Below are 25,145 nucleotides of genomic sequence, written 5' to 3' on the forward strand. Positions count from 1 at the left end.
AACCTTGCGCATCAGCACCAAGAAAATCCATAGTATCCTGGGGTGAATTGGGCGCTGGACATATTGGTAAAGGGAGAGAAATGATGAGAAAGTTTGCGTTTTTCTTGGCTATGTTGGCAGCTGCTATTGGCGGTACCGAGGTGGCAAATGCAGATTCTACTAACGTCAAGGTTACGCCTTTGGGAGGGCAGGAAGGCGAGTTTTGCCGGTTGGATCGTGCGCTGTTGTTTGAAGATCCAGATGGAACGCGATTGCTGTATGACCCTGGCATGACAGTGGCTGGACCTGGGGACCCGAGATTGGGGAAAATTGATGTTGTTTTGATCAGTCATATGCATGGTGACCATGTGGGTTCTCGCCATAATGCGGAACCAAATGCAGGTAGCTGCGCGAAGCCGGACCTGTCCGTTGCTGCTGTCCCCAACACGAATGTTGTTAATATATTGCTTGAAAAAAATGCCAAAATAGTAACCGGAAGCGAAATGCCGCTGTTTTTCGGAGGTAAGCTAAAGGCGCTGGGAGGGGATCCGAAAAACTCTCTTTTGGTTCGCTTCGGTGGCAGTAAAAAAATTGGCGGTGTGGAGATCGCAACTGTTCCAGCCGTCCATAGTAACGGTGTGTCTCCCAGTTTTATAGGAGGGGAACTCGGTGAAGCGATGGCTGCCGCTGGCATTGGCGGACATGTTGGGCCGCCTACGGGCTTTGTCATACGTTTCTCCAACGATTTGGCCGTCTATTTGTCCGGTGATACAGGCATCACAGCAGAGCAGGAGCTGGTCGTCAGGAATTTCTATAATGCAAAACTTGCTGTTATAAATATTGGCGATACCTTTACAACCGGCCCTACAGAAGCGGCTTATGTCATCAATGAGCTAGTCAAACCCAACTCCGTCATTGCTTCTCATGCAAATGAGGAAGCAACGCGCGATGGTAAGGTTCTCCCCGGAACGAGAACAGAAGCGTTTCAAAAAGCGGTTAAAGTACCTGTCCATATTCCGTTAAGCGGGGCCGTCATGGAATTTGACAGCTCGGGAATCTGTGTTGCTGGATGCTAAGCGTGCTTTAGAAGCATCAGGGCTCGGCATTAACTGCCGAGCCCTTGGTTTCTTTAAATAAACCCGGTCCGTTTCCAGTATAAAAATATTCTAATAAGTCGGCGGGCTGATTATCCAAATAACTTCGGCATCAACGTCTCCGTTATTTTCACACCGATGATGTCCGCCGGCAGGTAATGAAAAACTGTCGCCTGTATTCAAATGAAATTGTTTATCGCCTATCCAGATATCCAGAGACCCGCTTATCAAAACACCTGCCTCCTCATCCGCTCGTGTGCGAGCATCCTCTCCTGAAGAGGCGCCGGGTGAAAAAATAGTCCGGATTATTTCGAATTGGCCGGTTAATGTTGGCGAAAGCAACTCCTCTGTTATGCCTCTTGGGTTGAATTCCAGAACGCGGCGGTTATGAACGCGGACGATTAAATCACGCTCTTCAGCAGGTGCTATTCCCTGGCCCTGAAAAAACCAGCTTATTTGGACATCCAGTGCGCCGGCAATTTTTTGCAAGCTTGAAATAGATACACCTGAAAGACTGCGTTCAATCTGGCTAATATACCCATTGGATTTTTCAATTCGTGACGCAAGATCAGAAATTGTCAAACCTTTTGCTTTACGTAGCTGACGGATCTGCTCGCCGATGGAAGCAGGTATATCGGATTTGGTGTTCTCAACGATTGCTTCCTGTTGGGGAGCAAATCCAATTTTTCTCGAAGTTGATTTTTTCATGTTAATGTTCGGGTAAGTTGCCTCAGCCAAAATTGCGATTGCATTGGTACCAATTTGCAGCGCCAACTTCCTAGGCGGTTCCACTTTATCGGCATATTATATCACGTTCAAATAATTTGAAATTATATTAGTATAACTAAAAAAAACTAGAAATATTTCATTTTTAGAATAATATTTGTAAAATAGGCTGAACGCCGAAGCTCCTTTTATTTTTCTTGGCTTGAGAATTTCATCATGACAAAGACACTCCCCGAGCAATCGCAAATTGTAATCATTGGCGGGGGCGTCATTGGATGTTCGGTCGCCTATCATCTAACCAAACGCGGTTGCAAAGATGTCGTTCTTCTTGAGCGCAGCCAGCTGACCTGTGGTACCACCTGGCATGCCGCAGGCTTAATTGGTCAAATGCGGGCGACCAACAACATGACACAGCTCGCGAAATACACCGCAGAGCTCTATGCGGGTCTCGAGGAGGAAACAGGGCAGGCGACCGGGTTTCAACAGACCGGCTCAATGTTTGTAACCGCTAATACTGACCGTTTGGAAGAGATAAAACGGACCGCCTCCATGGCGACTGTCTTTGGGATTGAATCTCATATGATATCCCCATCTGAAATAAAGGATTTATGGCCGCTCCTAGCCACAGAGGATTTGATTGGTGGCTTGTTTCTTCCAACGGATGGCAAAGCCAATCCAGTCGATATCACATTGGCGTTGGCCAGAGGCGCCCGGTCGAGAGGTGCCAATATAATTGAAGGTGTCGGAGTTACGGATATTCTCAAAGAGGGAGGACGTGTGACGGGTGTGGTCACGGATCAGGGACGTATTAACGCGGAAATCGTTATCAATTGCGGCGGTATGTGGGGTCATCAATTAGGTCGCAAAGCAGGCGTTAATGTTCCGCTTCACGCGGCAGAGCATTTTTATATTGTGACCGATCCCATGGAGGGGCTGGCCGCTAACGCGCCGGTTGTTCGCGACCCTGACGCCTATGCCTACTATAAGGAAGACGCCGGAAAGCTGTTGTTAGGATGTTTTGAGCCAATTGCCAAACCTTGGGGAATGGACGGAATTCCGGAGCGGTTTTCATTTGATCAATTGCCGGATGACTGGGACCATTTTGAACCGGTTCTCGAATTGGCATTGAAGCGTCTGCCCGCATTGGAGACAGCCGGTATTCAGCTGTTCTTCAATGGTCCCGAGAGCTTTACGCCCGACGATCGGTATTTGCTGGGAGAGGCGCCGGAACTCAAGAATTTCTTTGTAGCAGCCGGCTTTAATTCTGTTGGTATCCAATCCGCTGGCGGGGCGGGGCGTGTTCTCGCGGACTGGGTTTTGGATGGGTATCCGCCAATGGATTTGTGGGATGTGGATATCCGCCGGATGATGCCCTTTCAAACCAATCGAAAATACCTGCGCGATCGCACGGTTGAATCTCTCGGTCTTCTTTATGCCATGCACTGGCCGTTTCGTCAGGTTGAATCCGCTCGAGGTGTTAGAAAATCACCCTTACATAGCAGCCTGAATGATGCCGGAGCCTGTTTCGGGGAGCTGGCTGGCTGGGAGCGTCCGAACTGGTACGCGCCTGAAGGTGTCGAAGCCAAGTATGAATATAGCTACGGCCGCCAGAACTGGTTTGAACATAGCGCAGCAGAACATAAAGCGGTACGTGAAAAAGTTGGCCTGTTTGACCAGACATCTTTTGCGAAATTTGAGCTGCAGGGACGGGATGCAACTCGGGTATTAAATCAAATTTGTGCCAACGATATAGATGTCGATATCAGCAGAGTTGTTTATACACAATGGCTGAACCATCACGGAGGGATTGAGGCGGACCTGACCGTGACGCGTTTGGCGACGGATCATTATCTGATCGTCACGTCTGGTACATCGCAAGTTCGTGATTTTAGCTGGCTGAAACGTAATATACCCGAAGATGCGCATGCTATCGCGACAGATATGACATCAGCCTATGCGGTACTTGGGATAATGGGTCCTAATTCACGAGCATTGCTGGCGAGCCTCACGCCGGACGATATGTCCAACGAGGCATTTCCATTTGGGACCAGCGCAGTAATTGACCTTGGTTACGCACGTGTTCGCGCTTCAAGAATAACTTATGTGGGAGAGCTTGGATGGGAGCTGTATATCCCAATGGAATTTGTGCAGGATGTTTATGATGTGATTGTCGAAGAAGGCAAGAACCACGGTCTCATGCATGCAGGTTATCATGCCTTAAACTCGCTCAGAATGGAGAAAGCATATCGGCATTGGGGGCACGACATCACCGATGAAGATTCACCCCTTGAATCCGGCCTTGGTTTTGCTGTGAAGATGGATAAACCAGGTGGATTTATCGGCCGCGATGCGTTACTCGCTCAGAAGGAAAAGGGGTTAAATCGGCGGTTAGTGCTGTTGAAACTGGATGACTCCGATCCATTACTCTACCATAACGAGCCGGTCTATCGAAATGGAATGATGGTAGGCCATATCACTTCTGCGATGTATGGACATACCCTAAAGGCGTCATTGGGCTTTGCGTATGTGGACTGTCCCGACGGGGATACAACGGCAGCCTGTATATTATCGGCGGATTATGAGATTGAAATCGCGGGAGAACGCTTCTCCGCGAGCCCATCACTGCAGCCTCTATATGATCCAAAAATGCTCAAGGTAAAGTCCTGATTTCGTACGACAATCACAGTCTGTTATTTCAAATCCTGTGTAGATTGGTGCCTAAGTATTAAATCATGTGTGTTTAGGTAATCGGATTTTTGACCATGACTGTATTTGGATCGTTACGAATGGGAGAACTGGCTGATTGGCGACGCCAGATCAACGATTTATATGCCAGGATAAGATTGATGGACGACCCGGTGGCCGCCTGGAAACTCTGGCACGAGACAAGATCTCGGCTTTTCAAGCATCATGCCATGTCGCCGGTGCCAGTGGAAAAACGAAGCGAGTTCAAAGAGATAAACGTCTTTTCTTATGATCCAGCATTCAGATATAGTGTTACTCTTCGCCCTGTTGTGCCCATTACGACAGCTGTAGACCTAGGTCCGGATGGTGTCATGACGTATAAAAGCGTGGCAAAAACCTGTGGCCTTGAGGAAAGTTTGGGTTCGGAACTCACGGTCTTTTGGATATTAGGATATGGCGGTGGCTTATTTATCCCTTTTCAGGATCAATCCAATGGGGACACCAGCTTCGGTGGGGGCCGATATATTATTGATGCCATAAAAGGGGCGGATCTGGGCTTAGATCCAGATAGCCGACTTATACTGGATTTCAATTTTTCCTATAATCCATCTTGCGCTATGAATGCTGCGTATGTCTGCCCGCTTTCGCCACCTGAAAACAAAATTTACGAGGCTATAAGTGCTGGCGAAAAACGGGATCGACAGGTGACATAATTCAACACTAGCTTGGCTGAACTTATATGTATAAAGCCAAGCTCGCTAATTAAGGAGTTGTCTCGGTAACCACAAGGCTATTTCAGGGAAAATCGCCACAAGTGACAGGCCAATTAATTGAAGCATCACAAATGGAATAATTCCGCGATAAATTTGCTGAATCTTCACTGTTTTTGGCGCAACCGCCTTGAGATAGAATAGCGCAAATCCAAAGGGCGGCGTCAGGAATGATGTCTGCAAATTAACTGCCAGCAATATGGCAAACCAATAGGTAACCTCAAACTTCGCAACATGATCGCCAAAATCCAGGAGGGCAATTGCCGGCGCGAAAACCGGCAAAACAATCAGTGTAATTTCGATCCAATCAAAGAAGAACCCAAGGATGAACACTAGCCCCATGATCAGGAAAAGAAGCCCCCAAGAGCCAAGTCCAAGCGCTTCAACCGCGTCAATAACAAGATCGTCTCCACCCAAAGAGCGGAAGACGAATGAAAACAGCGTCGCGCCAATGAAAATACCGAAAATCATCGCATTGGTGAGAGCAGTTCTTTCTACGACATCTTTTAAAGTGTCCCAAAAATGCTTTAGCTCAGCGCTCACTCCGCCAGGGGCGGCATGGCTTTCAAGCTTGGAATCAGCCTCTCCGTCAAAATGAAGTTCCTTGACACCCATGGCCGGCAATAAAACCAAGTTAAAAAGACCAAGCAAAATTGCCCCTAAGGCACCAACGCCGGCCGCTTCTGTAGGTGTTGCTAGGCCAGCTAGAATGGAGCCGAGAACGCAGGCGATCAAAATTACAGGCGGCACGAAACTCCGTAGAACCATTCCCAGAACACCCATAGTCGTTTGCGGACCAATGTCCTTGGGCAGGGGAGGGGCCAGCGATGGATTGATTGTACATCTGATAACAATGTACGCAAAATACAGACCGGACAAAATCAAACCCGGGAAAACAGCGGCAACGAATAAATTACCTACAGACCTACTCAGCAGATCCGCCATAATGACCAGCATAATTGACGGTGGGATTAAAATACCCAATGTGCCCGAAGCGGCAATGGTCCCTGTCGCGAGCTCAGCGTCGTAGTTTCGTTTCAGCATCACCGGGAGGGCCAGCAATGACATCATTATGACCGAGGCGCCAATGATACCGGTTGTTGCTGCAAGGATGGTCCCCATCAAGGTAACAGCCAGGGCTAGTCCACCGGGAACACGTCTGAGTAAAACTTGCAGGCAATTGAGGAGGTCGCGGGCGATTCCGGATTTTTCGAGCATGGTACCCATAAAAATAAACATGGGTATTGCTGTCAAAATCAGACTTTCCATGATCCCGCCAAATATTCGGGAAGGCAAAGAACGGAACTGAATAAACATAAACTCGCCAGAGAATATGCCAATGACGCCAAAGGCAAGGCCGACACCCCCTAGAATGAAAGCGACGGGATATCCGGAGAAAAGCAAAATTGCCAATGCCCCGAACATGAAAACGGGGAGGAGTTCCACGAAATCCATTAGTGATCTCCTCCAATGGTCATTTGTTTCATTTCTTGTGGCAGCTGCCCGCGAATGCCAGCATAGGATTTAATAAGTTGAGAAATCGCGGCTAAAAGCAAGAGTATGAACAATATTACAAGGCCACCTTTCAGCATCCAGATATTGCTGAGGCCATTTTGTGATTTAGAAATCTCGCCTTGATTGAAGGAGTTAATAGTGTAGGGAAGCGAAAGCCAAATGCCGAGAATTGAATAAGGTAGAAGAAATGCGATAACCCCGCAAAACTCTATCCAGTATTTCTTGCTGTCGGACAGGGTTTCTCTCAGGAGGTCTATTCGAACATGGGCCTGACGGATGTAACCGTAGCCAATAACGAGGACAATTAGGTAGGAATGAAACCAATATTCCGACTCTTGGATCATTGTAGAATTGAGGCCAAATGGTTTTGGGACACCGAAATATCTCGCGACCACGTCATAGCAAACAACAACGACTAGAATCACTCCAGCCCAGCCACCGAATTTTGCAACGGTTCCCAAAAACCTGTCAAGCAAACGGCTGAAGCCTAATAAAGTCTCCATAATCATCCCTCCCAGAATGTTTTAAGCAAGATACCACCAGTATTTTATTTGATCTGCAAGTAGTTTCGGCTGGTTTTGGTATCTTCTACTGTCACAATAACTCCCTAGTTAAAAATGCCCGCCGGAAAAGTATCGGCGGGCATCATTAGATAGATCAATCTAGGAAACCTTTATTTGAGGTATCCCAGGTCTTTCCATTGAGCGTAACCTTTGCGGAATTCTGTCAGATTTCCGTAGACATTTGCGAAATCCGGGTTTGCAGCTACTTCTTCAGCTGCGACTTCATCCCAGGCGCCGGAGAATGCGGCAAGCATTTCCGGAGACCATTGATGAATTGTCACACCGGCTGCGGCCATTTCTGCAAGAGCCTTACCCTGAATCGCTTCACCTTCCGCCAGTTGTACGGCAACATTGGCTTTACAAGCGGTGGAGATAATTGCCCGCTGTTGATCGGTCATACCATCCCATGTCTTCTTGTTGACGAGCAATTCCTGAATTGTGGACTGCTGATGCCATCCTGGGAAATAGTAATGCTTGGCAATATTATAAAAGCCAAGATTTTGGTCGATGGCAGGCATTGAAAATTCTGTCGCATCGATCGTACCGCGTTCCAGAGCCGGATAGATATCACCACCTGCAAGAAGCTGCGTATCTACACCCAGTTTCTGCATGGCCTTTGCACCCAGACCGAAGAAACGCATTTTCAGGCCTTGAAGGTCTTCAGGAGAGTTGATCTCTTTACGGAACCAGCCAGACGCTTCCGGCGCGATCACGCCACAAACCAAGGATTGAATGCCATACGGATTGTACAGGTCATTCATCATTTTCTCTCCGCCGCCATACCACATCCAGGCGATGTATTCACCAGCGGCTGGGCCGAAAGGAACGGCCGCGAACAGGTTGAAGGCAGAGTTCTTGCTTCCCCAATAGCCAGCGACTGACCAACCTGCATCAACGGAGCCATTGGCAACTGCGTCAAAGATTTCAAGCGGCGGGACAAGGGCTTTTGGTTCGAAGAATTTTACTTCGATATCACCGCCGGAAATTTCATTGACAGTATCCTGGAAACGGACACCTGCTTGGCCCAGTTGGACCAGACTGCCAGGAAACGTCGATGGCATGTTGAGTTTAACTTTATCCGCGGATGCCGGTGTACCAACACCAACAATGGACGCGCTCAGCAGGGCTGCTGCCAATAATTTTTTCATAATTCCTCCCAATATTTCGGAAAATAAATCCGTACTTGCTTTTTTAGCACGCAACAACGTATACGTAAAAAAAGGCACTGTCAATAATCCGAAAATCCCAATTTTCTAATAAATCGGATTTTGGCAAACGGCACAAATACTGGACGAATGAACGATGGGTACATTAAGCAATAGTTTCAAAATAGCGGTATTTGAAGGCGATGGAATCGGACCGGAGATTACAAAGCCAACACTGGAAATCTTAAAATCGGCTTCGTCTAACTACGAGGGGTTTTCACTGGATTTCGAGTTTTTGCCTGCTGGGGCGGGACATTATCGGGATACAGGGTCGGCTTTACCAAAAGAATCCATGGATCGTGCAAGAGCGGCTGATGCAATCTTGCTTTCGGCGATTGGATTACCCGACGTACGATACAAAGACGGGACCGAGATCCGGCCTCAGGTCGATTTGAGATTTAACCTCGATCTTTATGCTGGTGTGCGTCCTGTCAAGATATACCCGGGGGCAAAATGTCCGCTTTCCGATCCACGCGCCAAAGACATTGATTTTGTCCTTGTTCGTGAATCAACAGAAGGCTTGTTCGCCCATATGCATGACGGAAAAGTCGTTGATGATCAATATGCTACAGAAACTTTGAAGATTACACGTTCTACCAGCGAGAAGCTTTTTGATTTCTCTTTTTCTCTTGCCCGGCAAAGAGCGGCGGAGAAGGGGCGGCCTGGGAAAGTGACCTGTGTCGACAAAGCGAATATATTCCGGTCTTTTTGGTTTTTTAGGTCGATTTTTGAAGAGCGTGCAAAGTCGTTTCCAGATGTTATCTCGGATGCCGCGTATGTTGATGCGATGGCCATGTGGATGGTACAAAAGCCTTGGGATTTTGATATTCTTGTCACCGAAAATATGTTTGGGGATATTCTGTCCGACCTCGGTGCTGGAATTATGGGGTCTTTGGGAATAGCGCCGTCCGCCGATATTGGCGATGATCATGCGGTATTCCAGCCGTGCCATGGCAGTGCGCCGGACATCGCCGGCCAAGGTGTCGCAAATCCGCTCGCAATGATTCTATCCGCAGGAATGATGATGACTTGGCTGGGGCATCAGCATGGCGTACCGCAGCTGATCGAATGTGGTCAGGGGATTGACGACGCAGTAACGCGCGTTCTGGCGAATGAGCGAGGATTAACCCGTGATTTGGGAGGCCAGCTTGGTACGGAGGAATGCGCTTTAGCCGTCCTGGAGGCGCTTCCGTCAAACGGTTCTGACGGAAATCCGGAGGCCAGCTGAATGTTGCAAGTAGGTCTTATCGGCGCAGGATATTTTAGCAGGTTTCATATCGATGCCTGGCAACGGCTCCATGAGGTAAATTTACTCGCCATCGCGGAAACGGACGAAAGCCGGCGCGAAATCCTCGCATCGGAATTGCCGGAAATTAAACTTTATGGGTCAGCAGAAGATTTATTGTCAGAAAATCAGTTGGATATACTTGATATTGCAACGCCACCTTCTGCGCATCGCACGATTTTGCGTGACGCGGTAAATGGGGTTAAAATGATCGTCTGTCAAAAGCCTTTCTGTGTTAGCCTGAGCGAAGCTGAAGAAATTGCCGAAATGGTTAAAGGCTCAAAATCGACTTTGGTGATCCACGAGAACTTTCGTTTCCAGCCTTGGTATCGAAAAATAAAATCGATTATCTGTTCAGGAGAGCTTGGCGAAGTTTTGCAAGCTCAATTCCGGTTACGCCCCGGAGATGGGGCGGGTGTTGACGCTTATTTTGATCGGCAGCCATATTTTCGGAATATGAAAAGATTTCTCATTCATGAGACGGGAATTCACTGGATCGATGTCTTTCGATTTTTGTTTGGAATTCCACAAACAATATATGGTGATTTAAGAAGACTAAATCCTGAAATTTCGGGCGAAGATGCAGGATATTTTATTTTCGGATATGCGGACGGGCAGCGGGCTGTATTTGATGGAAACCGGCTGCTGGATCATTCCGCGGACAATCACCGTCTGACAATGGGGGAATTTGTTGTGGAAGGAACAAAGGCGACCATTACACTTAATGGAGATGCCGAACTTTTTCTTCGTAACAGGGGAGAGAAAGAGGGTCAAAAAATTGACTATGACATTGGGCTTAAGGGGTTTGGAGGGGATTGTGTTTTTAACTTTCAAAAGCATATTGCCGACTTTTGCCTGGGTCGGGGAGAGCTTGAAAATTCTGTGGAAAACTATTTGCCTAATCTGGTTCTCGAAAATCTTATTTATGAATCGGCTTTGACCGGTAGAAGATGCAGGGTGGAGATGTGAAGGGCGATAATGTAGATCGTGGTAGCCGCCAATATAACTCCCAGACAGAGCGGGCCTACCGTACGCTGAAGCGATCCATAATGGAAAATGAACTTGTTCCGGCAGCGTTTTATCTTGAGCGGGAGCTAGCTGAATTGCTGGGTATGAGCCGAACACCAGTACGCGAGGCTGCTCGTCGGTTAGAGGCAGAAGGTTTCGTGGAAATTCGGCCACGGCACGGCATAACTGTTTTGCCGATTTCTCCGGAAGATATGACTGAGATATATGCCTTGCTGTCAGAACTGGAACCCATGGCCGCCGAATTAGCGGCAGCCAGGGGATTGTCAGACGAGCAATTAACGCGCATCAGTGGATGCGTTGAGGTTATGGATAAGGCTCTTGAGGAAGATAACCTTGACGCCTGGGCTGATGCGGACCATGATTTTCATCAATTGCTGGTGAGTTATTCGGGCAACAAGCGGCTTATCTGGGTCATTTCGACCTTTTGGGATCAGGTGTATCGTGCGAGAAAAGTAACCTTGAGAATGCGGGAGAAGCCAATCGCCTCCAACCGTGAACATCGTAATCTTGTTCAGGCGATCCGGAATAGAGATCCTGAGAAAGCTAGAGAAATACATAAGAAACATCGAGATCGGGCAGCGGAGACACTGGTCCAATTAATAGCCAAGCATGGTTTGCAGGCTCTGTAGGGGAATAATATGAGTGATACGTGGGAAATATTTGCGATCCGTTATGCTGATCGGATTGATCGCTGGCGCAAAGACTCCTTCATTATGGATGATGACCATGCATCAAAGCATCCAATGGATTTTTTTATCTGGATCATTAAAAATGAAACCCGAACCATTCTTGTGGACACAGGATATGACAAGGATGAGGCAAAACGCCGTAATCGGCCTATCATGGACAACCCGGTTTCCCTACTAGCTGATTTCGGCATTCCGGCGGAAACTATTGATGACGTCGTCGTAACCCACATGCATTATGATCATGCTGGATCCCTTGCTGATTTTCGCCATGCGAAACTTTATGTGCAACCCTCTGAACTTGAATATGTAACCGGCCCGTGCATGTGCCATGACCTCCTGCGTTTTCCGTTTTCCGAGGATCACATATGCGAAGTTATCCGATCCTTGTATCTGGGGAATGTAGAATTTTGCGATGGCTCTCGGGAAATCGCGCCGGGTGTTGAAGTCCACTTGATTGGTGGACATACGCGGGGCCAGCAATGTGTTCGTGTACGTACTCGCCGTGGATGGGTTGTTCTTGCTTCTGATTCTAGCCATTATTATGAGAACTACAGGAGTGGAAAACCATTTCCTATCGTTGTCGATATGGAGGAAACCCTGGCCGGGTATGATATTTTAAGAAGATTGGCGGATTCAGATCAGCATATAATACCGGGGCATGATCCGCTGACGCGCAAATGGTACCCGGCTATTCCAGGGGGAAATGGCGAGATTGTAATGCTGCATGCTGATACAACCGAATGAGCTGAAGGCGGTACCGTTTCGCACTGAATATTGCTGAAAAATATAATACGAAATTGATCTAGAAAAGATGAATTATTAAATCGCGACGGTTGTAAAAAATAGTACCATTAAATAACATGGGGTGGCATATCCTTTTGTGTTGTGTTTTTTTGCCCATGGAGAAAATTGATGAAGATACTATTACGAGTAATGATGGTCGCGCTTTTAGCAGCAGTGTTGACCGGATGTTTCGGCAGGCTACAACCTGTTTACAACGTAAATGATATGGCTGTACCGGTGGCGTTACAAGATGCGCCGGCATCGAAAATAGAGGCAATTATCAAGGTGGCAGTAACTGGGCGTGGCTGGCAGGTTCAAGATGTTAGCCCGGGTCTCATCAAGGCTACATTGAGACAGAGAACGCATGAAGCAGTCGTTGATATCAAATATTCAAACAAGTCCTATTCAATCGATTATGTCTCGAGCCAGGATCTACTTTATGATGGCTCCAAGATTCACCGAAATTACAATAGATGGGTGAAAACCCTGGAGCAGGACATAAACAAGGAAATGTATCGAGCGACGCTGAATGCGAGCTAGAAGGCTAAAGGTTTGATGCAGGATAAATTGGGGTTCTCGATCGATAGCTGGAGTGCCTGGGCGCCGGGGTTAGAGAGCCCCGAGGCTTGGAGGGACTGGTACAGTGACCGTCAGGAACTCCCTAGGGCCGAAGGAATTCCGGACGTTCGGGATCTCCCTGCCGGTATGCGCCGGCGTCTTTCCTTGCTAGGAAAGATGGCCTTGCGAGTGGCCTTGGATGCAGGACAAGCTGATACGACCCGGATTGTCTTTAGCTCTCGTTATGGAAATGTTTTGCAAATGCTGCAGCTATTACAGACGATGGCTGTGGACGAGCCAATTTCTCCAACCGGATTTGGAATGTCGGTTCATAATTCTCTTGTTGGCATGCTGTCAATTATCACAAAAAATGTTCGATCTCAAACGGCGATTGCTGCGGGATCAGAGAGTTTTTGCATGGGATTGGTAGAGGCGCTAGGGCTTCTGGCAGAGAATCCGCATGAGCCAGTTATGCTGATTCATTGCGATGATGTATTGCCGGAATTCTACACACCTTTCCAGGATCATTCCGTTAGGCAATGTGCACTGGCTCTGGTGATTACATCGCAAAACCCGGCACAAAATCATTTGACGTTGAATTTTGCCGGTGGGCGGGCAGCCGCTGGACAGGATGATCCCATTGCAAGTTTTCTAAAGTTTATGATTGGCGGTCTTGATGACTGGTCGTGGACCGGCGCCCAGGGTAAATGGTCGTGCCACAATCATGTATAGGCGCCTTAATTATTGTTGGCGGTTAGCAGGAACCGGCATTGCATTCGCCAGCTTCGGGTTAGGCGGCTTGTTTATGACATTGGTTGTGTTCAAAATTATTGCTGTCGTTACGCCAGACAGGAACCTGCGGATTAAGCGTGTCCGTCATGTAATTTACTCTACTTTTCGGCTTTTCGTTTACATGCTGCGTATCAGCGGTGTTATCAATTCCCGATTTTACGCAGTCGAAAAATTGAACAAATGCCGCGGGGCGCTCATAGTTGCCAATCACCCCTCCTTACTGGATACCGTCTTTTTGATGTCCCAGATGCCAAACGTACAATGCATCATTAAATACGAGCTTTGGGAGAATAGGTTTCTGGGCGGCGTCATGCGCGCAGCCGGATATATTCGAAATGATGGGGACGTTCAAGCTCTACTCGATCAATGCAAGAATTCGCTGGAAATGGGACAAAATATTCTTATTTTTCCTGAAGGAACGAGAACAGTGCCGGGACAAAGGGTAAAATTTCAAAGGGGATTTGCTAATATAGCTGTTTATTTTTCGACACCGATACAATTGGTGACAATAAAATGCGATCCGTCAACCTTAGCGAAAGGAAGTCCGTGGTATGATATTCCGTCACGGCAGTCATTATTTGATATTACTTTTGACGAACAACTGGACATGAGCGATTATCTGCGGCATGAACCGCGGTCAATAAAAGTTCGCAGATTAACAGACGAACTTGAACAATATTATGGTAGAAAGCTAAGTTATGAATGAGCTGGAACTAGAGATTAAGAAACTTGTTATCTCGACATTGAACCTGGAAGATATTACTCCAGAGGAGATTGAAAGCGAAGAAATGTTATTTGTCGATGGGCTCGGCCTCGATTCAATCGATGCACTTGAATTGGGTGTCGAGATTCAGAAAACCTATGGCGTAAAAATAAACGCACAGAATGAAGATGTAAAAGAACATTTCGCTTCCATCCGAAGCCTTGCTATTTTCATCTCTTCTGAAAGGAAGGCAATGAGCGCATGATGACGCGTGAAGAAGTATATAATAGTTTAAGCGAATACCTTCGGGATTTGTTTGAGGTGCCCGCAGAAAATATAACCCCGGATGCAAAGTTGTATGAGGATCTTGATCTAGACAGCATCGATGCAGTCGATCTGGTCGTCAAACTGCAGGATTTGACCAATAAGAAAATACCACCTGAAGAATTCAAGACGGTGCGAACGGTCGATGACGTCGTGGACCGCGTTTATGCGTTATTGGAAGACTAAAACACCTCTCCTGGACATTGCCCTTGTTCTGGTAACCTTTTCATATCCATTTATTGTTTATTTTGGCCTGAAAACTCTCCCTGCGTGGATTATTGGGTTGGGCTTGATCGTATTTTTACTGGTGCGAATGCTATTAAGCAAAAAACGGAAGAAATCTGAGTTCCTGATATTTTCTTTAGTTCTGGCCATGACAGGCGTTCTTTTCCTGATTGACCACAGCCTTGCAATTAAGTCCTATCCCATTCTTATGAATATTTCTTTCGCAATGGTCTTTGGGTATTCGCTATTATACCCGCCGACCATCATTGAGAGAATTGCTCGCTTAAGAGAGCCGGATTTGGACGCGCGGGGCGTCCGTTACACCCAGAAGGTAACGATCGCATGGGTGGTGTTTTTTGTTGCCAATGGTGCTGTTTCTGCCTGGACTGCTGTTTATGGATCGCTGGAATTATGGACTATTTATAATGGATTTATTTCATATATATTAATCGGCTTGATGTTTGGGTTTGAGTTCATTATTCGTTTGTTCGTTAAACAAAAGAAAGTAAGCTAAGAAGTGCAATTTTTCCCTCTGTCAACACTTTTGGCATCCGGCAGGCCAGACGATTTTGTTGTGGCCGTTTTGAATGGCGGCGCGCAACATTTTGCCACCTTCCGTACAGACATTGTTGCGACAATTCACCGGCTGAAGGAACAAGGCGTGGCGCGTGTCGTCTTGTCCACCGAAGACAGTTATAGCTGCGCCGTTGGTTTTTTTGCGGCATTGTATGCGAACTGCCGCATTGTTATTCCTCCCAACAATCTTTCCGGGATGTTGATAAACTTCGTCACACGAGATTGCCCGCATCTGAGCGATACCACATATGGGGACAATCCCCATTTTATAAAAATTGGGGGAGCCGCGAGCGGCCAGTTCAATTTCGAAGAACTTGACCCGGAAAAATGCTGGCTCGAATTCTTCACGTCAGGTTCCACCGGTTCACCGCAGAAAATACCGAAAACTCTTTTCCAGATTGACGAAGAACTGGTTGTTTTACAGAAAAACTGGGGAGAAATGTTATCGGCAGCTGCGACTTTAGGAACGGTTTCCCATCAACATATTTATGGTTTGTATTTCAGAGTGCTCTGGCCGCTATGCGCTGGTCGTCCCTTTTATGCGGAAAGGTTCGAAATTTGGGAAGAACTGATTGCTCAGGCACCTTCACGAAGCTGTTTTGTTTCCAGCCCGGCCCATCTGTCCCGTATCCCGCCCTTTGATCCTCTGTCAGCCAATCAAAATCCCCTAATGATACTTTCCGCCGGTGGTCCGTTGAATTTCAAATCCTCTCGAAATGCGGCTAAGATATTTGGTACATATCCCACTGAAATATTCGGCAGTACTGAAACGGGTGGTATCGCTTTTCGCCAGCAAGAAACAGCGACAACGCCGTTCAGTCCCCTATTGGGCATGGAAGTCAGGATCGATCAGATTGGTAAGCTCAGCGTTAAGTCCAAATACACCGATAAACGGGATTGGGCGGAAACCAATGATATCGCGAAGCTTTTTGAAGATGGTAGATTTCTACTGATTGGCCGGGCAAACCAGTTTGTAAAAATTGAGGGAAAACGGATTTCATTGGCGGAAATAGAAAAATATCTGTTGCGCTCTGATTTGATCGCCGATGCAATTGCCGTGGTTCTTAACGATGAACGCGCATCATTGGCGGCTGCCATAGAACTCACCGAAGCGGGCTGGCAGTTACATGAGAAAATTGGACCGTTTCGACTTAACCGCCATTTACGGCATTTTTTGAATATGTATCTTGAATCTGCAGCTTTGCCCCGGCGTTGGAGATTTGTTCAGAGGCTGCCTCTCAACAGTCAGGGAAAACGCGTTCAAAAAGAAATCGATGAACTGTTTGAGGGCTGACTAATCCCGCGTTAAGGTGTGAAACTATGGAAAAGCCCTCTTCAACGAACTGGTTGGACAGTCAAACGGAGCCTGAAATATTATCGGTGCTGCGAGACGGAAATTTGGTTGAAGTCGATATATTGATGTCCGTGGAATTATTTCAGTTTCAAGGACATTTTCCGGAACAACCGATATTTCCCGGCGTTGCGCAATTGGATTGGGCTGCGCGACTGTCAGCAAAATATTTTGGTAATTTAGGGACTATCGTTGGACTTAGCCAAATTAAATTTACCAATCTGATTGAGCCGGGTGACCGGCTTTGCCTCACCTTAGAATTGCAACCTGAAAAGCGACGTGTTTTCTTTGCATTTAAACAGGGCGAGAATAAATGCTCGTCCGGTTGCCTAGAACTTAGCCCGAAATGACGTTTTCAGCCTGTGCGATTGTCCCCAGCTATAACCACTATCTACACATTGATAAGGTGGTCGCAGCAATCCGTGGGCAGAGCGTGCCGGTTATTATTATTGACGACGGGAGTGTTGAACCCGCCAAATCGCATTTAGCAAGCCTGCATAATCCTGAAAATGGCGTCACTGTCCGAAGGTTTGAGACGAATGCCGGCAAAGGAAGTGCTGTTATAGAAGGGTTTCGATTGGCCCTCAATGCAGGACATACACATGCTGTCCAAATCGACGCTGACGGCCAGCATGACTTAAACTCTTTGCCGGGCCTGTTGGATTGGTCCAAATCAGAACCTGACGCGCTTATCAGCGGCCTTCCGGTCTATGATGAAACCATTCCAATATCCCGAAAATTGGCGCGATGGCTCACGCATCTTTGGGTATGGGTTGAAACTCTGTCAACCCATATACCAGATAGCATGTGCGGGTATCGGGTTTATCCACTCGGGCCGGCCATGAAAATTGTAGAAAAGCAAACTGTCGGTCATTATATGGATTTCGATACCGAAATTATGGTTCGAATGTGCTGGCAGGGAACCCCAATTCGGATGCTGCCGGTAGAGGTTACTTATCCGGATGACAATACGTCAAATTTTAGGCTGGTTGCGGACAATTGGCGGATTACCAAGATGCATACGCGTTTGGTTCTTGGCATGCTCAGACGCTTTCCAACGGTTTGGAAAAACCGGCCCGCCCCGCCAGAAAGCAGCAAACATTGGGCAAGGATCAATGAACGAGGGGCCGCCTGGGGCTTGAAGATCGTGTTCGCCCTATATACGTTGCTGGGTTCACGACTAAGCTGGTACGCAATCCAGCCCATATTGGTTTACTTTTTCCTGACCGGAAGCGTCCAACGACAGGCGTCTTCACAATATTGGCAGCGAATTTATAAACAGAAAAATATTTCGGGGTCGCCGACCCGATGGCAGCTTTGGTTGCATTATCGTTCCTTTGGGAAAATGGCCCTCGATAAAATATCCGCCTGGTTGGGGGACATAAAAATCAAGGATCTCGCCATTGATAATATGGAAGAACTGGACCGTCGGGCGAGCTCGGAAACAGGAATTGTGGTTTTCACCTCTCATCTTGGCAATGTTGAGGTGTGTCGCGCACTGGCGGAGAAAAGAGGCGCGAATAAAATCACGGTTTTCGCCCATACAAAGCATGCAATGCGATTTAACAACTTACTTGCGGCTTATAATCCGGCATCAGCAGTTGATGTGATGGAAGTTGAAGACATTGGCCCAGGAACGTTAATCGAGCTTCGCGAGAGACTGGACAGAGGGGATTGGATTGTTATTGCCGGGGACCGTATCCCGGTGACCGGGAACAAGAGAACAATTTCTGTCGATTTTTTGGGTTCTCCTGCTCTCTTCTCTCAAGGACCTGTAATTATTGCATCTCTCCTCAAATCTCCGGTATATATTATGAATTGCGTTCGGGACGGTGAAAAATTTCGGATTTACTTCGATAAGCTTACAGATCAGATAATTTTACCGCGCCAGAACCGGGATGTGGCAGCAGGAAAATACATCATAGAGTATGTCAAAGCTTTAGAAGAAAAATGCCTTCAATATCCAGACCAATGGTATAACTTCTTTGACTTTTGGCTGGAAAGTAACGGAAAAAAATGATGACTAAAACCCTTTTGGAAACAATATGATATCAGCTGACGTTGTCATCAAAACTCAATTCTATGATTTGGATCCGATGGAAATCGTGTGGCACGGAAATTATGCTCGGTTTTTTGAACAGGCCCGTTGCGCCCTGCTTGACAAGTTGAACTATAATTATCATCAAATGAGCGAAAGCGGGTTCGCATGGCCGATTGTTGATATGAGGATAAAATATGTCCGGCCTCTCCGGTTTCCGCAAAGTGTCAAGGTCACTGCAACGCTCGTCGAATATGAAAACCGATTAAAAATAAATTATCTCATTCAAGATATGAAGAACAATGAAAGGCTGACAAAGGGCTATACTATTCAGGTAGCGATTGACAGGAATACGGAAGAAATGATGTTCCAGTCCCCCGTCGCTTTCAGGCAGAAAGTTGAAGAAATACTGTGCGATTAAAACTGGCGTTTTTGACTCTTTCCTTTTGTTTGATCCTGTATCAACCGACATCTGCGGATCCTGTTCGTCTTGCGCCAGACGAAGGCCTGATGGGAAAGTTTTCTCAATCTCGATTTTTGGCAGGGTTTGATAAACCAATCATTTCAGCGGGGCAGTTTTTTCTCCTGCCGGGGACAGCGCTGATATGGCAGACGGAAAAACCGTTTAAATCATTTATGGTTATCGATGATGAAGGAATAAGCCAATCCGTGGCAGGCAAAGAGATATCAAAATTGAGTATTGCCCAGTTCCCGTCGCTTTCGGTATTGCGAGATGTTCTGGAAGATTCTTTAAGTGGAAATTGGGAACCGCTCGAGACTATGACAGGTTCAAAAACTGTAAGAGATACCGACAGTTGGCGATTGGAATTTATTCCAGCGGAATCGGATGTAAAATTTCCCTTCACTGCCCTGTCATTTGAGATGACCGATTATCTGGACAAGATCGACATAAAAAAAGGAGAGGAAGATAGAGATATCATAACTTTCTCTGATCAACAAAAGGCGCCTCTTGGCGACGTTCGTAGCGCAGCCCAGAAAAGCCGTCAGGCACCGCTTTGAGCAAAACCGGCTTTTTCACATATCTGCTGTTGATGATTTGCGCGGCCATTGTAATTTTGGTTCGGTTCTCCAACGGGGTTCCGTTGGAAACCAATATTCTGGCGCTGCTGCCGCCTTCAGGCTCAAACGAGTGGGTACAGCAAGCCCAAGCCGCGCAACAATCGAAAGGATCCAGCAGGCTGATCATACTGGTTGGGAATCCAGACTTCAAAGTTGCCCGTGACGCGGCGGATATGATGCGTAAAGAGCTGATTGAGGGAGGCGTTTTTGATGAGGGTCAAAAGCGATCGGGGGAAATTGGAAGGACCGGCTTTGGACAAGAGCTGTTTCGGTTTCGCAATAAGCTACTAACAACAGAGGATCGGGACGCGCTTAAAACCGGGGCCGGTCAAAATTTGATGGACCGGGCTCTGGCGCAAATCCTGTCTCCGCTAACTTTCACAAATTCAACGATGATCCGAGAGGATCCTTTTCTGCTTTTTCCTGCCTATCTACCGTCGCTTGAAAAAAATTCGACTAATTTTCGAAAGCATAATGATGTTTTGGCGCTTAAAGAAGGCGATCGCTGGTATGTCCTTGTCGATGGAGTCCTTGCGGGCTCTGCTTTTGATCAGTCATTGCAGGCAGATGTCTTTGGCGCAATCCATCATGCCCAAAACAAGATAAACTCTAGCTTTGATGATGTGGATATTCTGAAAACCGGCGCTGTATTTTATGGGCGGGAAGCGTATCGACAGGCCGAGCGAGAAGCCACCCTGATTGGCAGTGTCTCTCTCATCGGGATCATTTTGCTTAACCTGCTAATTTTCAGAAGCATTAAGCCTTTGTTTTTGAGCTTGTTGGCTATTGCTTCGGGAATAACGGGCGGGTTGGCGGTTGTCCTGCTATTTTTTGGTCAATTGCATCTGCTGGCTCTTGTTTTTGGCGCAGGTTTAATTGGGATTGCAGTAGATTACGCATTTCATTATTTTTGTGAACGATTTCAAAGTGAGGCGCCACCCGCCAAAAAGCGGGTAGCGGCGATCAAATCGGGCTTGACGCTTGGATTAGTCAGTTCGGTTTTAGGTTTCTTAACACTCTCCCTGACTCCCTTTCCAGGATTGCAGCAAATTGCGCTTTTTTCAGCCGCGGGGCTGACAATGGCTTTTTTGACTGTTCTGTATGTTTTCCCGCTTTTGGATCGTTCGCAAAACTTTTCCCATGGTGAGAAAATACTTCGACTTTCCATGGTAGTGCATAACTTCTGGACAAGGGAAAATTCTAAAAAAATTAAAGTTATGGTTTTGGCGATCCTCCTGCTTGTTGGTGTTTTTGGAGCCGTGAAAATCAAGATTGATGACGATGTGCGCAATCTGCAAACACTTCCCGCAGATTTGCAGGCAGAAGAGCTTGAAATACGCCTGCTGGCCGGTATTCGTAATGAAACACATCAACTGCTTGTGCGCGGAGCAACTTCAGAAGACGTTTTGCAACTGGAAGAAAAACTGGGCGTGGAACTGGACCGGCTCGTGGAGACAGGCGCCATAGCGGGATATCAGATGGTTTCGCAAATTGTCCCCTCGGTTTTGCGGCAAAAAGACAATCAGGATCTTGTCTCAAATATCCTGCTTCCGAAATTGGAAGAGCATATGGAGGCTATCGGCTTGCCGGGCACGATACCCTATGATCTAACGGACAACACATTGGACCTTGATGCCTTTTCAAACACGGACCTTCCCTATGGCCTGCAACGTTTGAGGCTCTTGAACACACCTGGTACCGTCGTTCATTCCATTTCTCTTTCTGGTGTGGAAAATACAGATCTTCTCCTAAAATTATCCGGTTCAGCGGGAAATGTTACTTTGATCAATCAAGCTGATGATCTAAGTAAAACATTTGGAACCTACCGGTATCGTGCTTTGCTTATGTTGCTTGTGGCCTATTGCGTTGTCTGGGTCTTCTTATCCTTGAGATATGGGGTGTTGGGAGCGCTTCAGGCGATGTCACCCTCTATTGGGGCTGTGCTGCTGACGCCTTGTATCATTGCTCTTTTCGGGGAAACGTTCACGTTTTTCAACGCAATGTCTCTCATATTGATATTTGCGATCGGTCTTGACTATGCAATATTTAATCGCGAGGCCTTCGGTGCTCGCAAGCCGCGTGCAATGTTGGCCAATGGCTTATCCGCCATATCGACAATTCTTGCATTCGGGCTGCTTGCGTTGAGTGATACATATGCTATTCATGCGTTCGGCGTTACTATTCTAGTTGGGATAGTTCTTGCCTACTGTCTGGCACCTCTGGCATCCAACAATAAGAAACAACCCTTGAAGCCCTTGTAAAATGACCGAATACCAAGATAAATATGATGTTGTAATTATCGGCGCAGGACCCGCGGGATCTCTTGCTGCTACGATGCTGGCTCAGCGCGGAGTCAATGTTCTTGTCATTGAGAAATCCGGGTTTCCGCGATTTGTAATTGGCGAAAGCCTGCTACCACAAAGTATGGTATATCTGGAGAAAGCTGGCATTCTGGGCGCCGTAAAGGACGCGGATTTTCAAACAAAAAATGGCGCAAATTTTTCAGATGATACCAGGTTCAGTTCAATTGATTTTAGCGACAAATTCACCGAAGGCTGGTCCTCAACCTATCAGGTACAACGGGAAAAGTTTGACAGTTTGCTGGCACGCGAAGCAGAAAAAGCCGGGGCGAAAATCTGGTTTGAAAACACCGTGTTGGATGTGCAGTTTGATAGTGAAATTGTTTCTATAAAGGGATGCGGGCAGCAGGGTGAGTATTTGATTAAATGCCGCTTTGTCGTTGATGCAAGTGGTTATGGACGGGTATTGCCTCGCTTGCTGAACCTTGGCCTGCCGTCCACATTTCCCGTAAGACATGCATTATTCACACATGTTGACGACTCATTGGACCGGCAGGATTTTGATCGCGAGAAAATACTTATTACCGTTCACCCCAAGCATAGCGACATATGGTTCTGGCTCATTCCTTTTTCAGAAGGCGTCTCCTCTGTCGGCGTTGTTTGTTCTGCCGAGCATATGGCGCGCTATCACGGATCGGCCTCTGATAAACTTTGGGCGCTGATCGGCGAAACCACGCAATTGAACGATTATTTGAAGGGCGCGACGGAGCGACGGCCGGTCAGTGAGCTTTCAGGATATTCGTCAAACGTTTCGAGAATGTGCAATTCGCAGTTCGCTTTGCTCGGCAATGCGGGAGAATTTCTGGATCCGGTGTTTTCATCAGGTGTGACAATTGCCTTTAAATCCGCAGATTTGCTCATTGACCCGTTAATGCGCCAGTTGTCGGGAGAAGATGTCGACTGGGAGCAGGATTTTGCGGCACCTCTCAAAGTAGGCGTCGATTGTTTCAGGGCTTTCGTCGAGGCATGGTATGACGGAGAATTGCAGACTATCCTCTTTAATCCGCCGCCTTATGATAATCCCATTAAAAAAATGATCGTGTCAATTTTAGCGGGATATGCCTGGGATGAGAAAAACCCGTTTGTAAAACAGGGGCGGCGGTACATAGATTTATTGGCGGCACAATGCGCCTGACAGTTTTTCAGCTTCTTGTTTTTCTCACACTCGCCGGCTGCAGCACCGCAGAGCAACGGCGTTCAGATGCCCCTGGCTGGACGTTGCCTGACAAGCCGCGGGAAGTTGTGCAAATTCTAAGTGGCCATTACGGTGATCAGAATTTTCAGCTGCAAGTCAGGCTGAGCATGTCAGCCGAGCAGATGCGGATGGTTGGCCTGGACTCGCTTGGACGCCGTGCGTTTGAAATCAATTGGGATGATCAGGGATTGACATCTGGTCGCGCCAGCTGGGTATCCGAAGAGCTGCAGGCACTGGATATTTTAAAAGTTGTCGTCGTTACCTATTGGCCCCAGGATACGGAGGTATATCGGCAATTTTTAGACGCGAAAGAGAAACAACTTCAGATTAAGTATGAATCCAGTCGTCAGAATGCGTGGAATGAAACGGTGCAGATTACGGATCCTAAAAACGATTATGAAATGACAATTATTTCTTACGAGATCGATAAATGACGGTCGGGTATTACTTGAATGCCCTCGGCATCGTTAATCCTTTGGGAGCTGGAAAATCCGAGGTAAGCACGGGATTGTTTGCCGGACGAACAGGCGGAATGTCATTGCAATCGGGCAAATTACCGGATCGATCCGTCTTCATCGGGCAGGTTGGATCGACGCTTCCCTCCCTATCACCGGAACTGGAAATTTATGACAGCCGCAATAATCGACTGCTTTTATCTGCGTTACTTGAAATTGATGCGGATATTCGTGCGGTAATCTCAAAATATGGTCCCGACAGGGTTGCCGTTATTCTGGGAACAAGCACGTCGGGAATTGGAGATAACGAAGAGGGTATTTCACAGAAAGTTGCAACGGGGCTTTTTCCAGAATCCTTTCATTACGAACGACAGGACAACGCGTCCTTAGCCTATTTTACGAGGGATTATTACAACCTGACGGGCCCGGCGATGACGATTTCTACCGCCTGCACATCCAGTGCCAAAACCCTGGCGTCGGCGCAACGCTTGATGAAGGCGGGTTTTTGCGATGCGGCAATCGTCGGCGGGGCGGATACGATCTGCAGGTTAACATTGAACGGTTTTGCTTCCCTGGAATTATTATCAGAGGACCTGTGCTTGCCGTTCAGCCGTAACCGCAACGGCATCAATATTGGAGAAGGCGCAGCTGTTTTCGTCATGTCGCGTGAGGAGAGCGACGTGCGGGTTGCAGGTATTGGTGAAACGTCAGACGCGCATCATATGAGTACGCCTGATCCCACGGGGGCAGGGGCATCGAACGCGATGAAGATCGCGCTTGAAAAAAGCGGGATGAGTGCTTCCGATATCGGCTATCTTAATTTACACGGAACCGCAACGGTATTAAATGATCGGATGGAAGCCAGTGCTGTCGGCGACGTACTGGGCCAGGTTCCTGCCAGTTCCACAAAGGCGATGACGGGGCATACGCTGGGGGCGGCAGGCAGTACTGAACTGGCTTTTCTATGGCTTGCGATGCAATCTAAGTATTCGAACGGTCTCCTCCCGCCTCATATATGGGATGGCCAGGTAGATGACGACATAGAAAAAATAAATCTGGTTTCCTTGGGTAAAAAAATAGATCATGGTAGTCGTGCTATGATGACGAATTCTTTTGCGTTTGGCGGTAACAATATTAGCGCTGTTCTGGTGAAGGAGTAATTGCC

General features: G+C 47.3%; 26 protein-coding genes. 22 read left to right on the plus strand and 4 right to left on the minus strand.

Annotation, left to right across the window (positions count from 1 at the left end; genetic code table 11):
* Positions 1–80 precede the first annotated feature (80 nt).
* Entirely contained in the window at positions 81–1,055 is a 975-nt protein-coding gene (locus NBZ79_RS06370; RefSeq protein ID WP_251936514.1) for an MBL fold metallo-hydrolase, read from the plus strand.
* A gap of 90 nt (positions 1,056–1,145) precedes the next feature.
* Here NBZ79_RS06370 and NBZ79_RS06375 read toward each other — a convergent pair whose 3' ends face one another.
* On the minus strand, positions 1,146–1,847 hold the full coding sequence (locus NBZ79_RS06375; RefSeq protein WP_251936516.1) for a helix-turn-helix domain-containing protein: 702 nt from the start codon (positions 1,845–1,847) through the stop codon (positions 1,146–1,148).
* Between the two features lie 168 nt (positions 1,848–2,015).
* Between NBZ79_RS06375 and NBZ79_RS06380 the strand changes: the two genes are divergently transcribed.
* Together NBZ79_RS06380 and NBZ79_RS06385 are read left to right on the plus strand one after the other, a co-directional pair.
* Positions 2,016–4,466: a GcvT family protein gene (locus NBZ79_RS06380; RefSeq protein WP_251936519.1), complete on the plus strand. Its 2,451-nt coding sequence runs from the start codon at positions 2,016–2,018 to the stop codon at positions 4,464–4,466.
* A 95-nt stretch (positions 4,467–4,561) separates the two neighbouring features.
* The gene (locus tag NBZ79_RS06385) at positions 4,562–5,197 is read left to right on the plus strand and encodes a DUF1684 domain-containing protein (RefSeq protein WP_251936522.1); all 636 of its coding nucleotides are present in this window, start codon (positions 4,562–4,564) and stop codon (positions 5,195–5,197) included.
* Between the two features lie 45 nt (positions 5,198–5,242).
* On the opposite strand, the gene NBZ79_RS06390 is transcribed toward NBZ79_RS06385, so the two are convergent.
* From NBZ79_RS06390 to NBZ79_RS06400, 3 genes are all read right to left on the minus strand, one after another.
* Positions 5,243–6,709 carry a TRAP transporter large permease gene (locus NBZ79_RS06390; RefSeq protein ID WP_251936524.1) on the minus strand — a complete coding sequence of 489 codons (1,467 nt, stop codon included), beginning with the start codon at positions 6,707–6,709 and terminating at the stop codon, positions 5,243–5,245.
* Positions 6,709–7,272 (minus strand): TRAP transporter small permease subunit, encoded by a 564-nt coding sequence (locus NBZ79_RS06395; protein ID WP_251936527.1) that lies wholly within the window; start codon positions 7,270–7,272, stop codon positions 6,709–6,711. Before NBZ79_RS06395 ends, NBZ79_RS06390 begins: the two co-directional genes overlap by 1 nt.
* Positions 7,273–7,442: 170 nt before the next feature.
* Complete coding sequence (locus NBZ79_RS06400; protein ID WP_251936529.1) at positions 7,443–8,480, minus strand: TRAP transporter substrate-binding protein; 1,038 nt, start codon at positions 8,478–8,480, stop codon at positions 7,443–7,445.
* A gap of 154 nt (positions 8,481–8,634) precedes the next feature.
* Here NBZ79_RS06400 and NBZ79_RS06405 point away from each other — a divergent pair, with 154 nt between their 5' ends.
* The 19 genes from NBZ79_RS06405 (at position 8,635) to NBZ79_RS06495 (ending at position 25,140) form a co-directional block, all read left to right on the plus strand.
* Positions 8,635–9,765 carry an isocitrate/isopropylmalate dehydrogenase family protein gene (locus tag NBZ79_RS06405; RefSeq protein ID WP_251936532.1) on the plus strand — a complete coding sequence of 377 codons (1,131 nt, stop codon included), beginning with the start codon at positions 8,635–8,637 and terminating at the stop codon, positions 9,763–9,765.
* Complete coding sequence (locus NBZ79_RS06410; RefSeq protein ID WP_251936535.1) at positions 9,766–10,791, plus strand: Gfo/Idh/MocA family protein; 1,026 nt, start codon at positions 9,766–9,768, stop codon at positions 10,789–10,791.
* Positions 10,788–11,480, plus strand: a complete 693-nt coding sequence (locus NBZ79_RS06415) for a GntR family transcriptional regulator (protein ID WP_251936538.1) — start codon at positions 10,788–10,790, stop codon at positions 11,478–11,480. The genes NBZ79_RS06410 and NBZ79_RS06415 overlap by 4 nt, the downstream gene beginning before the upstream one ends.
* 9 nt (positions 11,481–11,489) lie before the next feature.
* Entirely contained in the window at positions 11,490–12,284 is a 795-nt protein-coding gene (locus tag NBZ79_RS06420) for an N-acyl homoserine lactonase family protein (RefSeq protein WP_251936541.1), read from the plus strand.
* Between the two features lie 168 nt (positions 12,285–12,452).
* Entirely contained in the window at positions 12,453–12,863 is a 411-nt protein-coding gene (locus tag NBZ79_RS06425; protein ID WP_251936544.1) for a hypothetical protein, read from the plus strand.
* Positions 12,864–12,878: 15 nt separating this feature from the next.
* On the plus strand, positions 12,879–13,613 hold the full coding sequence (locus NBZ79_RS06430; RefSeq protein ID WP_251936547.1) for a beta-ketoacyl synthase chain length factor: 735 nt from the start codon (positions 12,879–12,881) through the stop codon (positions 13,611–13,613).
* Positions 13,558–14,379: a lysophospholipid acyltransferase family protein gene (locus NBZ79_RS06435; protein ID WP_251936549.1), complete on the plus strand. Its 822-nt coding sequence runs from the start codon at positions 13,558–13,560 to the stop codon at positions 14,377–14,379. Before NBZ79_RS06430 ends, NBZ79_RS06435 begins: the two co-directional genes overlap by 56 nt.
* Entirely contained in the window at positions 14,372–14,641 is a 270-nt protein-coding gene (locus tag NBZ79_RS06440) for a phosphopantetheine-binding protein (protein ID WP_251936552.1), read from the plus strand. The genes NBZ79_RS06435 and NBZ79_RS06440 overlap by 8 nt, the downstream gene beginning before the upstream one ends.
* Positions 14,638–14,886: an acyl carrier protein gene (locus tag NBZ79_RS06445; RefSeq protein ID WP_251936554.1), complete on the plus strand. Its 249-nt coding sequence runs from the start codon at positions 14,638–14,640 to the stop codon at positions 14,884–14,886. Before NBZ79_RS06440 ends, NBZ79_RS06445 begins: the two co-directional genes overlap by 4 nt.
* Positions 14,867–15,439, plus strand: coding sequence for a COG4648 family protein (locus tag NBZ79_RS06450; RefSeq protein WP_251936557.1), 573 nt, complete (start codon positions 14,867–14,869; stop codon positions 15,437–15,439). The genes NBZ79_RS06445 and NBZ79_RS06450 overlap by 20 nt, the downstream gene beginning before the upstream one ends.
* Positions 15,440–15,499: 60 nt before the next feature.
* The gene (locus tag NBZ79_RS06455) at positions 15,500–16,795 is read left to right on the plus strand and encodes an AMP-binding protein (RefSeq protein ID WP_251936559.1); all 1,296 of its coding nucleotides are present in this window, start codon (positions 15,500–15,502) and stop codon (positions 16,793–16,795) included.
* A 26-nt stretch (positions 16,796–16,821) separates the two neighbouring features.
* Positions 16,822–17,202 carry a 3-hydroxyacyl-ACP dehydratase FabZ family protein gene (locus NBZ79_RS06460; RefSeq protein ID WP_251936560.1) on the plus strand — a complete coding sequence of 127 codons (381 nt, stop codon included), beginning with the start codon at positions 16,822–16,824 and terminating at the stop codon, positions 17,200–17,202.
* Positions 17,199–18,872 carry a glycosyltransferase family 2 protein gene (locus NBZ79_RS06465; RefSeq protein ID WP_251936561.1) on the plus strand — a complete coding sequence of 558 codons (1,674 nt, stop codon included), beginning with the start codon at positions 17,199–17,201 and terminating at the stop codon, positions 18,870–18,872. Before NBZ79_RS06460 ends, NBZ79_RS06465 begins: the two co-directional genes overlap by 4 nt.
* A gap of 25 nt (positions 18,873–18,897) precedes the next feature.
* Positions 18,898–19,311, plus strand: a complete 414-nt coding sequence (locus NBZ79_RS06470) for an acyl-CoA thioesterase (RefSeq protein WP_251936562.1) — start codon at positions 18,898–18,900, stop codon at positions 19,309–19,311.
* Positions 19,302–19,910 (plus strand): LolA family protein, encoded by a 609-nt coding sequence (locus NBZ79_RS06475; protein WP_251936563.1) that lies wholly within the window; start codon positions 19,302–19,304, stop codon positions 19,908–19,910. Before NBZ79_RS06470 ends, NBZ79_RS06475 begins: the two co-directional genes overlap by 10 nt.
* Positions 19,907–22,231, plus strand: coding sequence for an MMPL family transporter (locus NBZ79_RS06480; protein ID WP_251936564.1), 2,325 nt, complete (start codon positions 19,907–19,909; stop codon positions 22,229–22,231). Before NBZ79_RS06475 ends, NBZ79_RS06480 begins: the two co-directional genes overlap by 4 nt.
* 1 nt (position 22,232) lies before the next feature.
* Positions 22,233–23,465 (plus strand): NAD(P)/FAD-dependent oxidoreductase, encoded by a 1,233-nt coding sequence (locus tag NBZ79_RS06485; protein WP_251936565.1) that lies wholly within the window; start codon positions 22,233–22,235, stop codon positions 23,463–23,465.
* On the plus strand, positions 23,456–23,959 hold the full coding sequence (locus NBZ79_RS06490) for a DUF3261 domain-containing protein (protein ID WP_251936566.1): 504 nt from the start codon (positions 23,456–23,458) through the stop codon (positions 23,957–23,959). The genes NBZ79_RS06485 and NBZ79_RS06490 overlap by 10 nt, the downstream gene beginning before the upstream one ends.
* Positions 23,956–25,140, plus strand: a complete 1,185-nt coding sequence (locus tag NBZ79_RS06495; protein ID WP_251936567.1) for a beta-ketoacyl-[acyl-carrier-protein] synthase family protein — start codon at positions 23,956–23,958, stop codon at positions 25,138–25,140. The genes NBZ79_RS06490 and NBZ79_RS06495 overlap by 4 nt, the downstream gene beginning before the upstream one ends.
* The last annotated feature ends 5 nt before the right edge of the window (positions 25,141–25,145 follow it).

It is taken from the genome of Sneathiella marina (assembly GCF_023746535.1).
In the GTDB taxonomy this organism is placed as follows: domain Bacteria; phylum Pseudomonadota; class Alphaproteobacteria; order Sneathiellales; family Sneathiellaceae; genus Sneathiella; species Sneathiella marina.

What these genes read in the sequence shown, in the direction of transcription:
- NBZ79_RS06485 (WP_251936565.1), top strand. Translation starts at nt 22,233, where the DNA reads ATGACCGAATACCAAGATAAATATGATGTTGTAATTATCGGCGCAGGA.
- NBZ79_RS06380 (WP_251936519.1), top strand. Translation starts at nt 2,016, where the DNA reads ATGACAAAGACACTCCCCGAGCAATCGCAAATTGTAATCATTGGCGGG.
- NBZ79_RS06420 (WP_251936541.1), top strand. Translation starts at nt 11,490, where the DNA reads ATGAGTGATACGTGGGAAATATTTGCGATCCGTTATGCTGATCGGATT.
- NBZ79_RS06385 (WP_251936522.1), top strand. Translation starts at nt 4,562, where the DNA reads ATGACTGTATTTGGATCGTTACGAATGGGAGAACTGGCTGATTGGCGA.
- NBZ79_RS06400 (WP_251936529.1), bottom strand. Translation starts at nt 8,480, where the DNA reads ATGAAAAAATTATTGGCAGCAGCCCTGCTGAGCGCGTCCATTGTTGGT.
- NBZ79_RS06450 (WP_251936557.1), top strand. Translation starts at nt 14,867, where the DNA reads ATGCGTTATTGGAAGACTAAAACACCTCTCCTGGACATTGCCCTTGTT.
- NBZ79_RS06495 (WP_251936567.1), top strand. Translation starts at nt 23,956, where the DNA reads ATGACGGTCGGGTATTACTTGAATGCCCTCGGCATCGTTAATCCTTTG.
- NBZ79_RS06395 (WP_251936527.1), bottom strand. Translation starts at nt 7,272, where the DNA reads ATGGAGACTTTATTAGGCTTCAGCCGTTTGCTTGACAGGTTTTTGGGA.
- NBZ79_RS06465 (WP_251936561.1), top strand. Translation starts at nt 17,199, where the DNA reads ATGACGTTTTCAGCCTGTGCGATTGTCCCCAGCTATAACCACTATCTA.
- NBZ79_RS06445 (WP_251936554.1), top strand. Translation starts at nt 14,638, where the DNA reads ATGATGACGCGTGAAGAAGTATATAATAGTTTAAGCGAATACCTTCGG.
- NBZ79_RS06440 (WP_251936552.1), top strand. Translation starts at nt 14,372, where the DNA reads ATGAATGAGCTGGAACTAGAGATTAAGAAACTTGTTATCTCGACATTG.
- NBZ79_RS06370 (WP_251936514.1), top strand. Translation starts at nt 81, where the DNA reads ATGATGAGAAAGTTTGCGTTTTTCTTGGCTATGTTGGCAGCTGCTATT.
- NBZ79_RS06425 (WP_251936544.1), top strand. Translation starts at nt 12,453, where the DNA reads ATGAAGATACTATTACGAGTAATGATGGTCGCGCTTTTAGCAGCAGTG.
- NBZ79_RS06490 (WP_251936566.1), top strand. Translation starts at nt 23,456, where the DNA reads ATGCGCCTGACAGTTTTTCAGCTTCTTGTTTTTCTCACACTCGCCGGC.
- NBZ79_RS06410 (WP_251936535.1), top strand. Translation starts at nt 9,766, where the DNA reads ATGTTGCAAGTAGGTCTTATCGGCGCAGGATATTTTAGCAGGTTTCAT.
- NBZ79_RS06390 (WP_251936524.1), bottom strand. Translation starts at nt 6,709, where the DNA reads ATGGATTTCGTGGAACTCCTCCCCGTTTTCATGTTCGGGGCATTGGCA.
- NBZ79_RS06460 (WP_251936560.1), top strand. Translation starts at nt 16,822, where the DNA reads ATGGAAAAGCCCTCTTCAACGAACTGGTTGGACAGTCAAACGGAGCCT.
- NBZ79_RS06405 (WP_251936532.1), top strand. Translation starts at nt 8,635, where the DNA reads ATGGGTACATTAAGCAATAGTTTCAAAATAGCGGTATTTGAAGGCGAT.
- NBZ79_RS06430 (WP_251936547.1), top strand. Translation starts at nt 12,879, where the DNA reads ATGCAGGATAAATTGGGGTTCTCGATCGATAGCTGGAGTGCCTGGGCG.
- NBZ79_RS06435 (WP_251936549.1), top strand. Translation starts at nt 13,558, where the DNA reads ATGACTGGTCGTGGACCGGCGCCCAGGGTAAATGGTCGTGCCACAATC.
- NBZ79_RS06470 (WP_251936562.1), top strand. Translation starts at nt 18,898, where the DNA reads ATGATATCAGCTGACGTTGTCATCAAAACTCAATTCTATGATTTGGAT.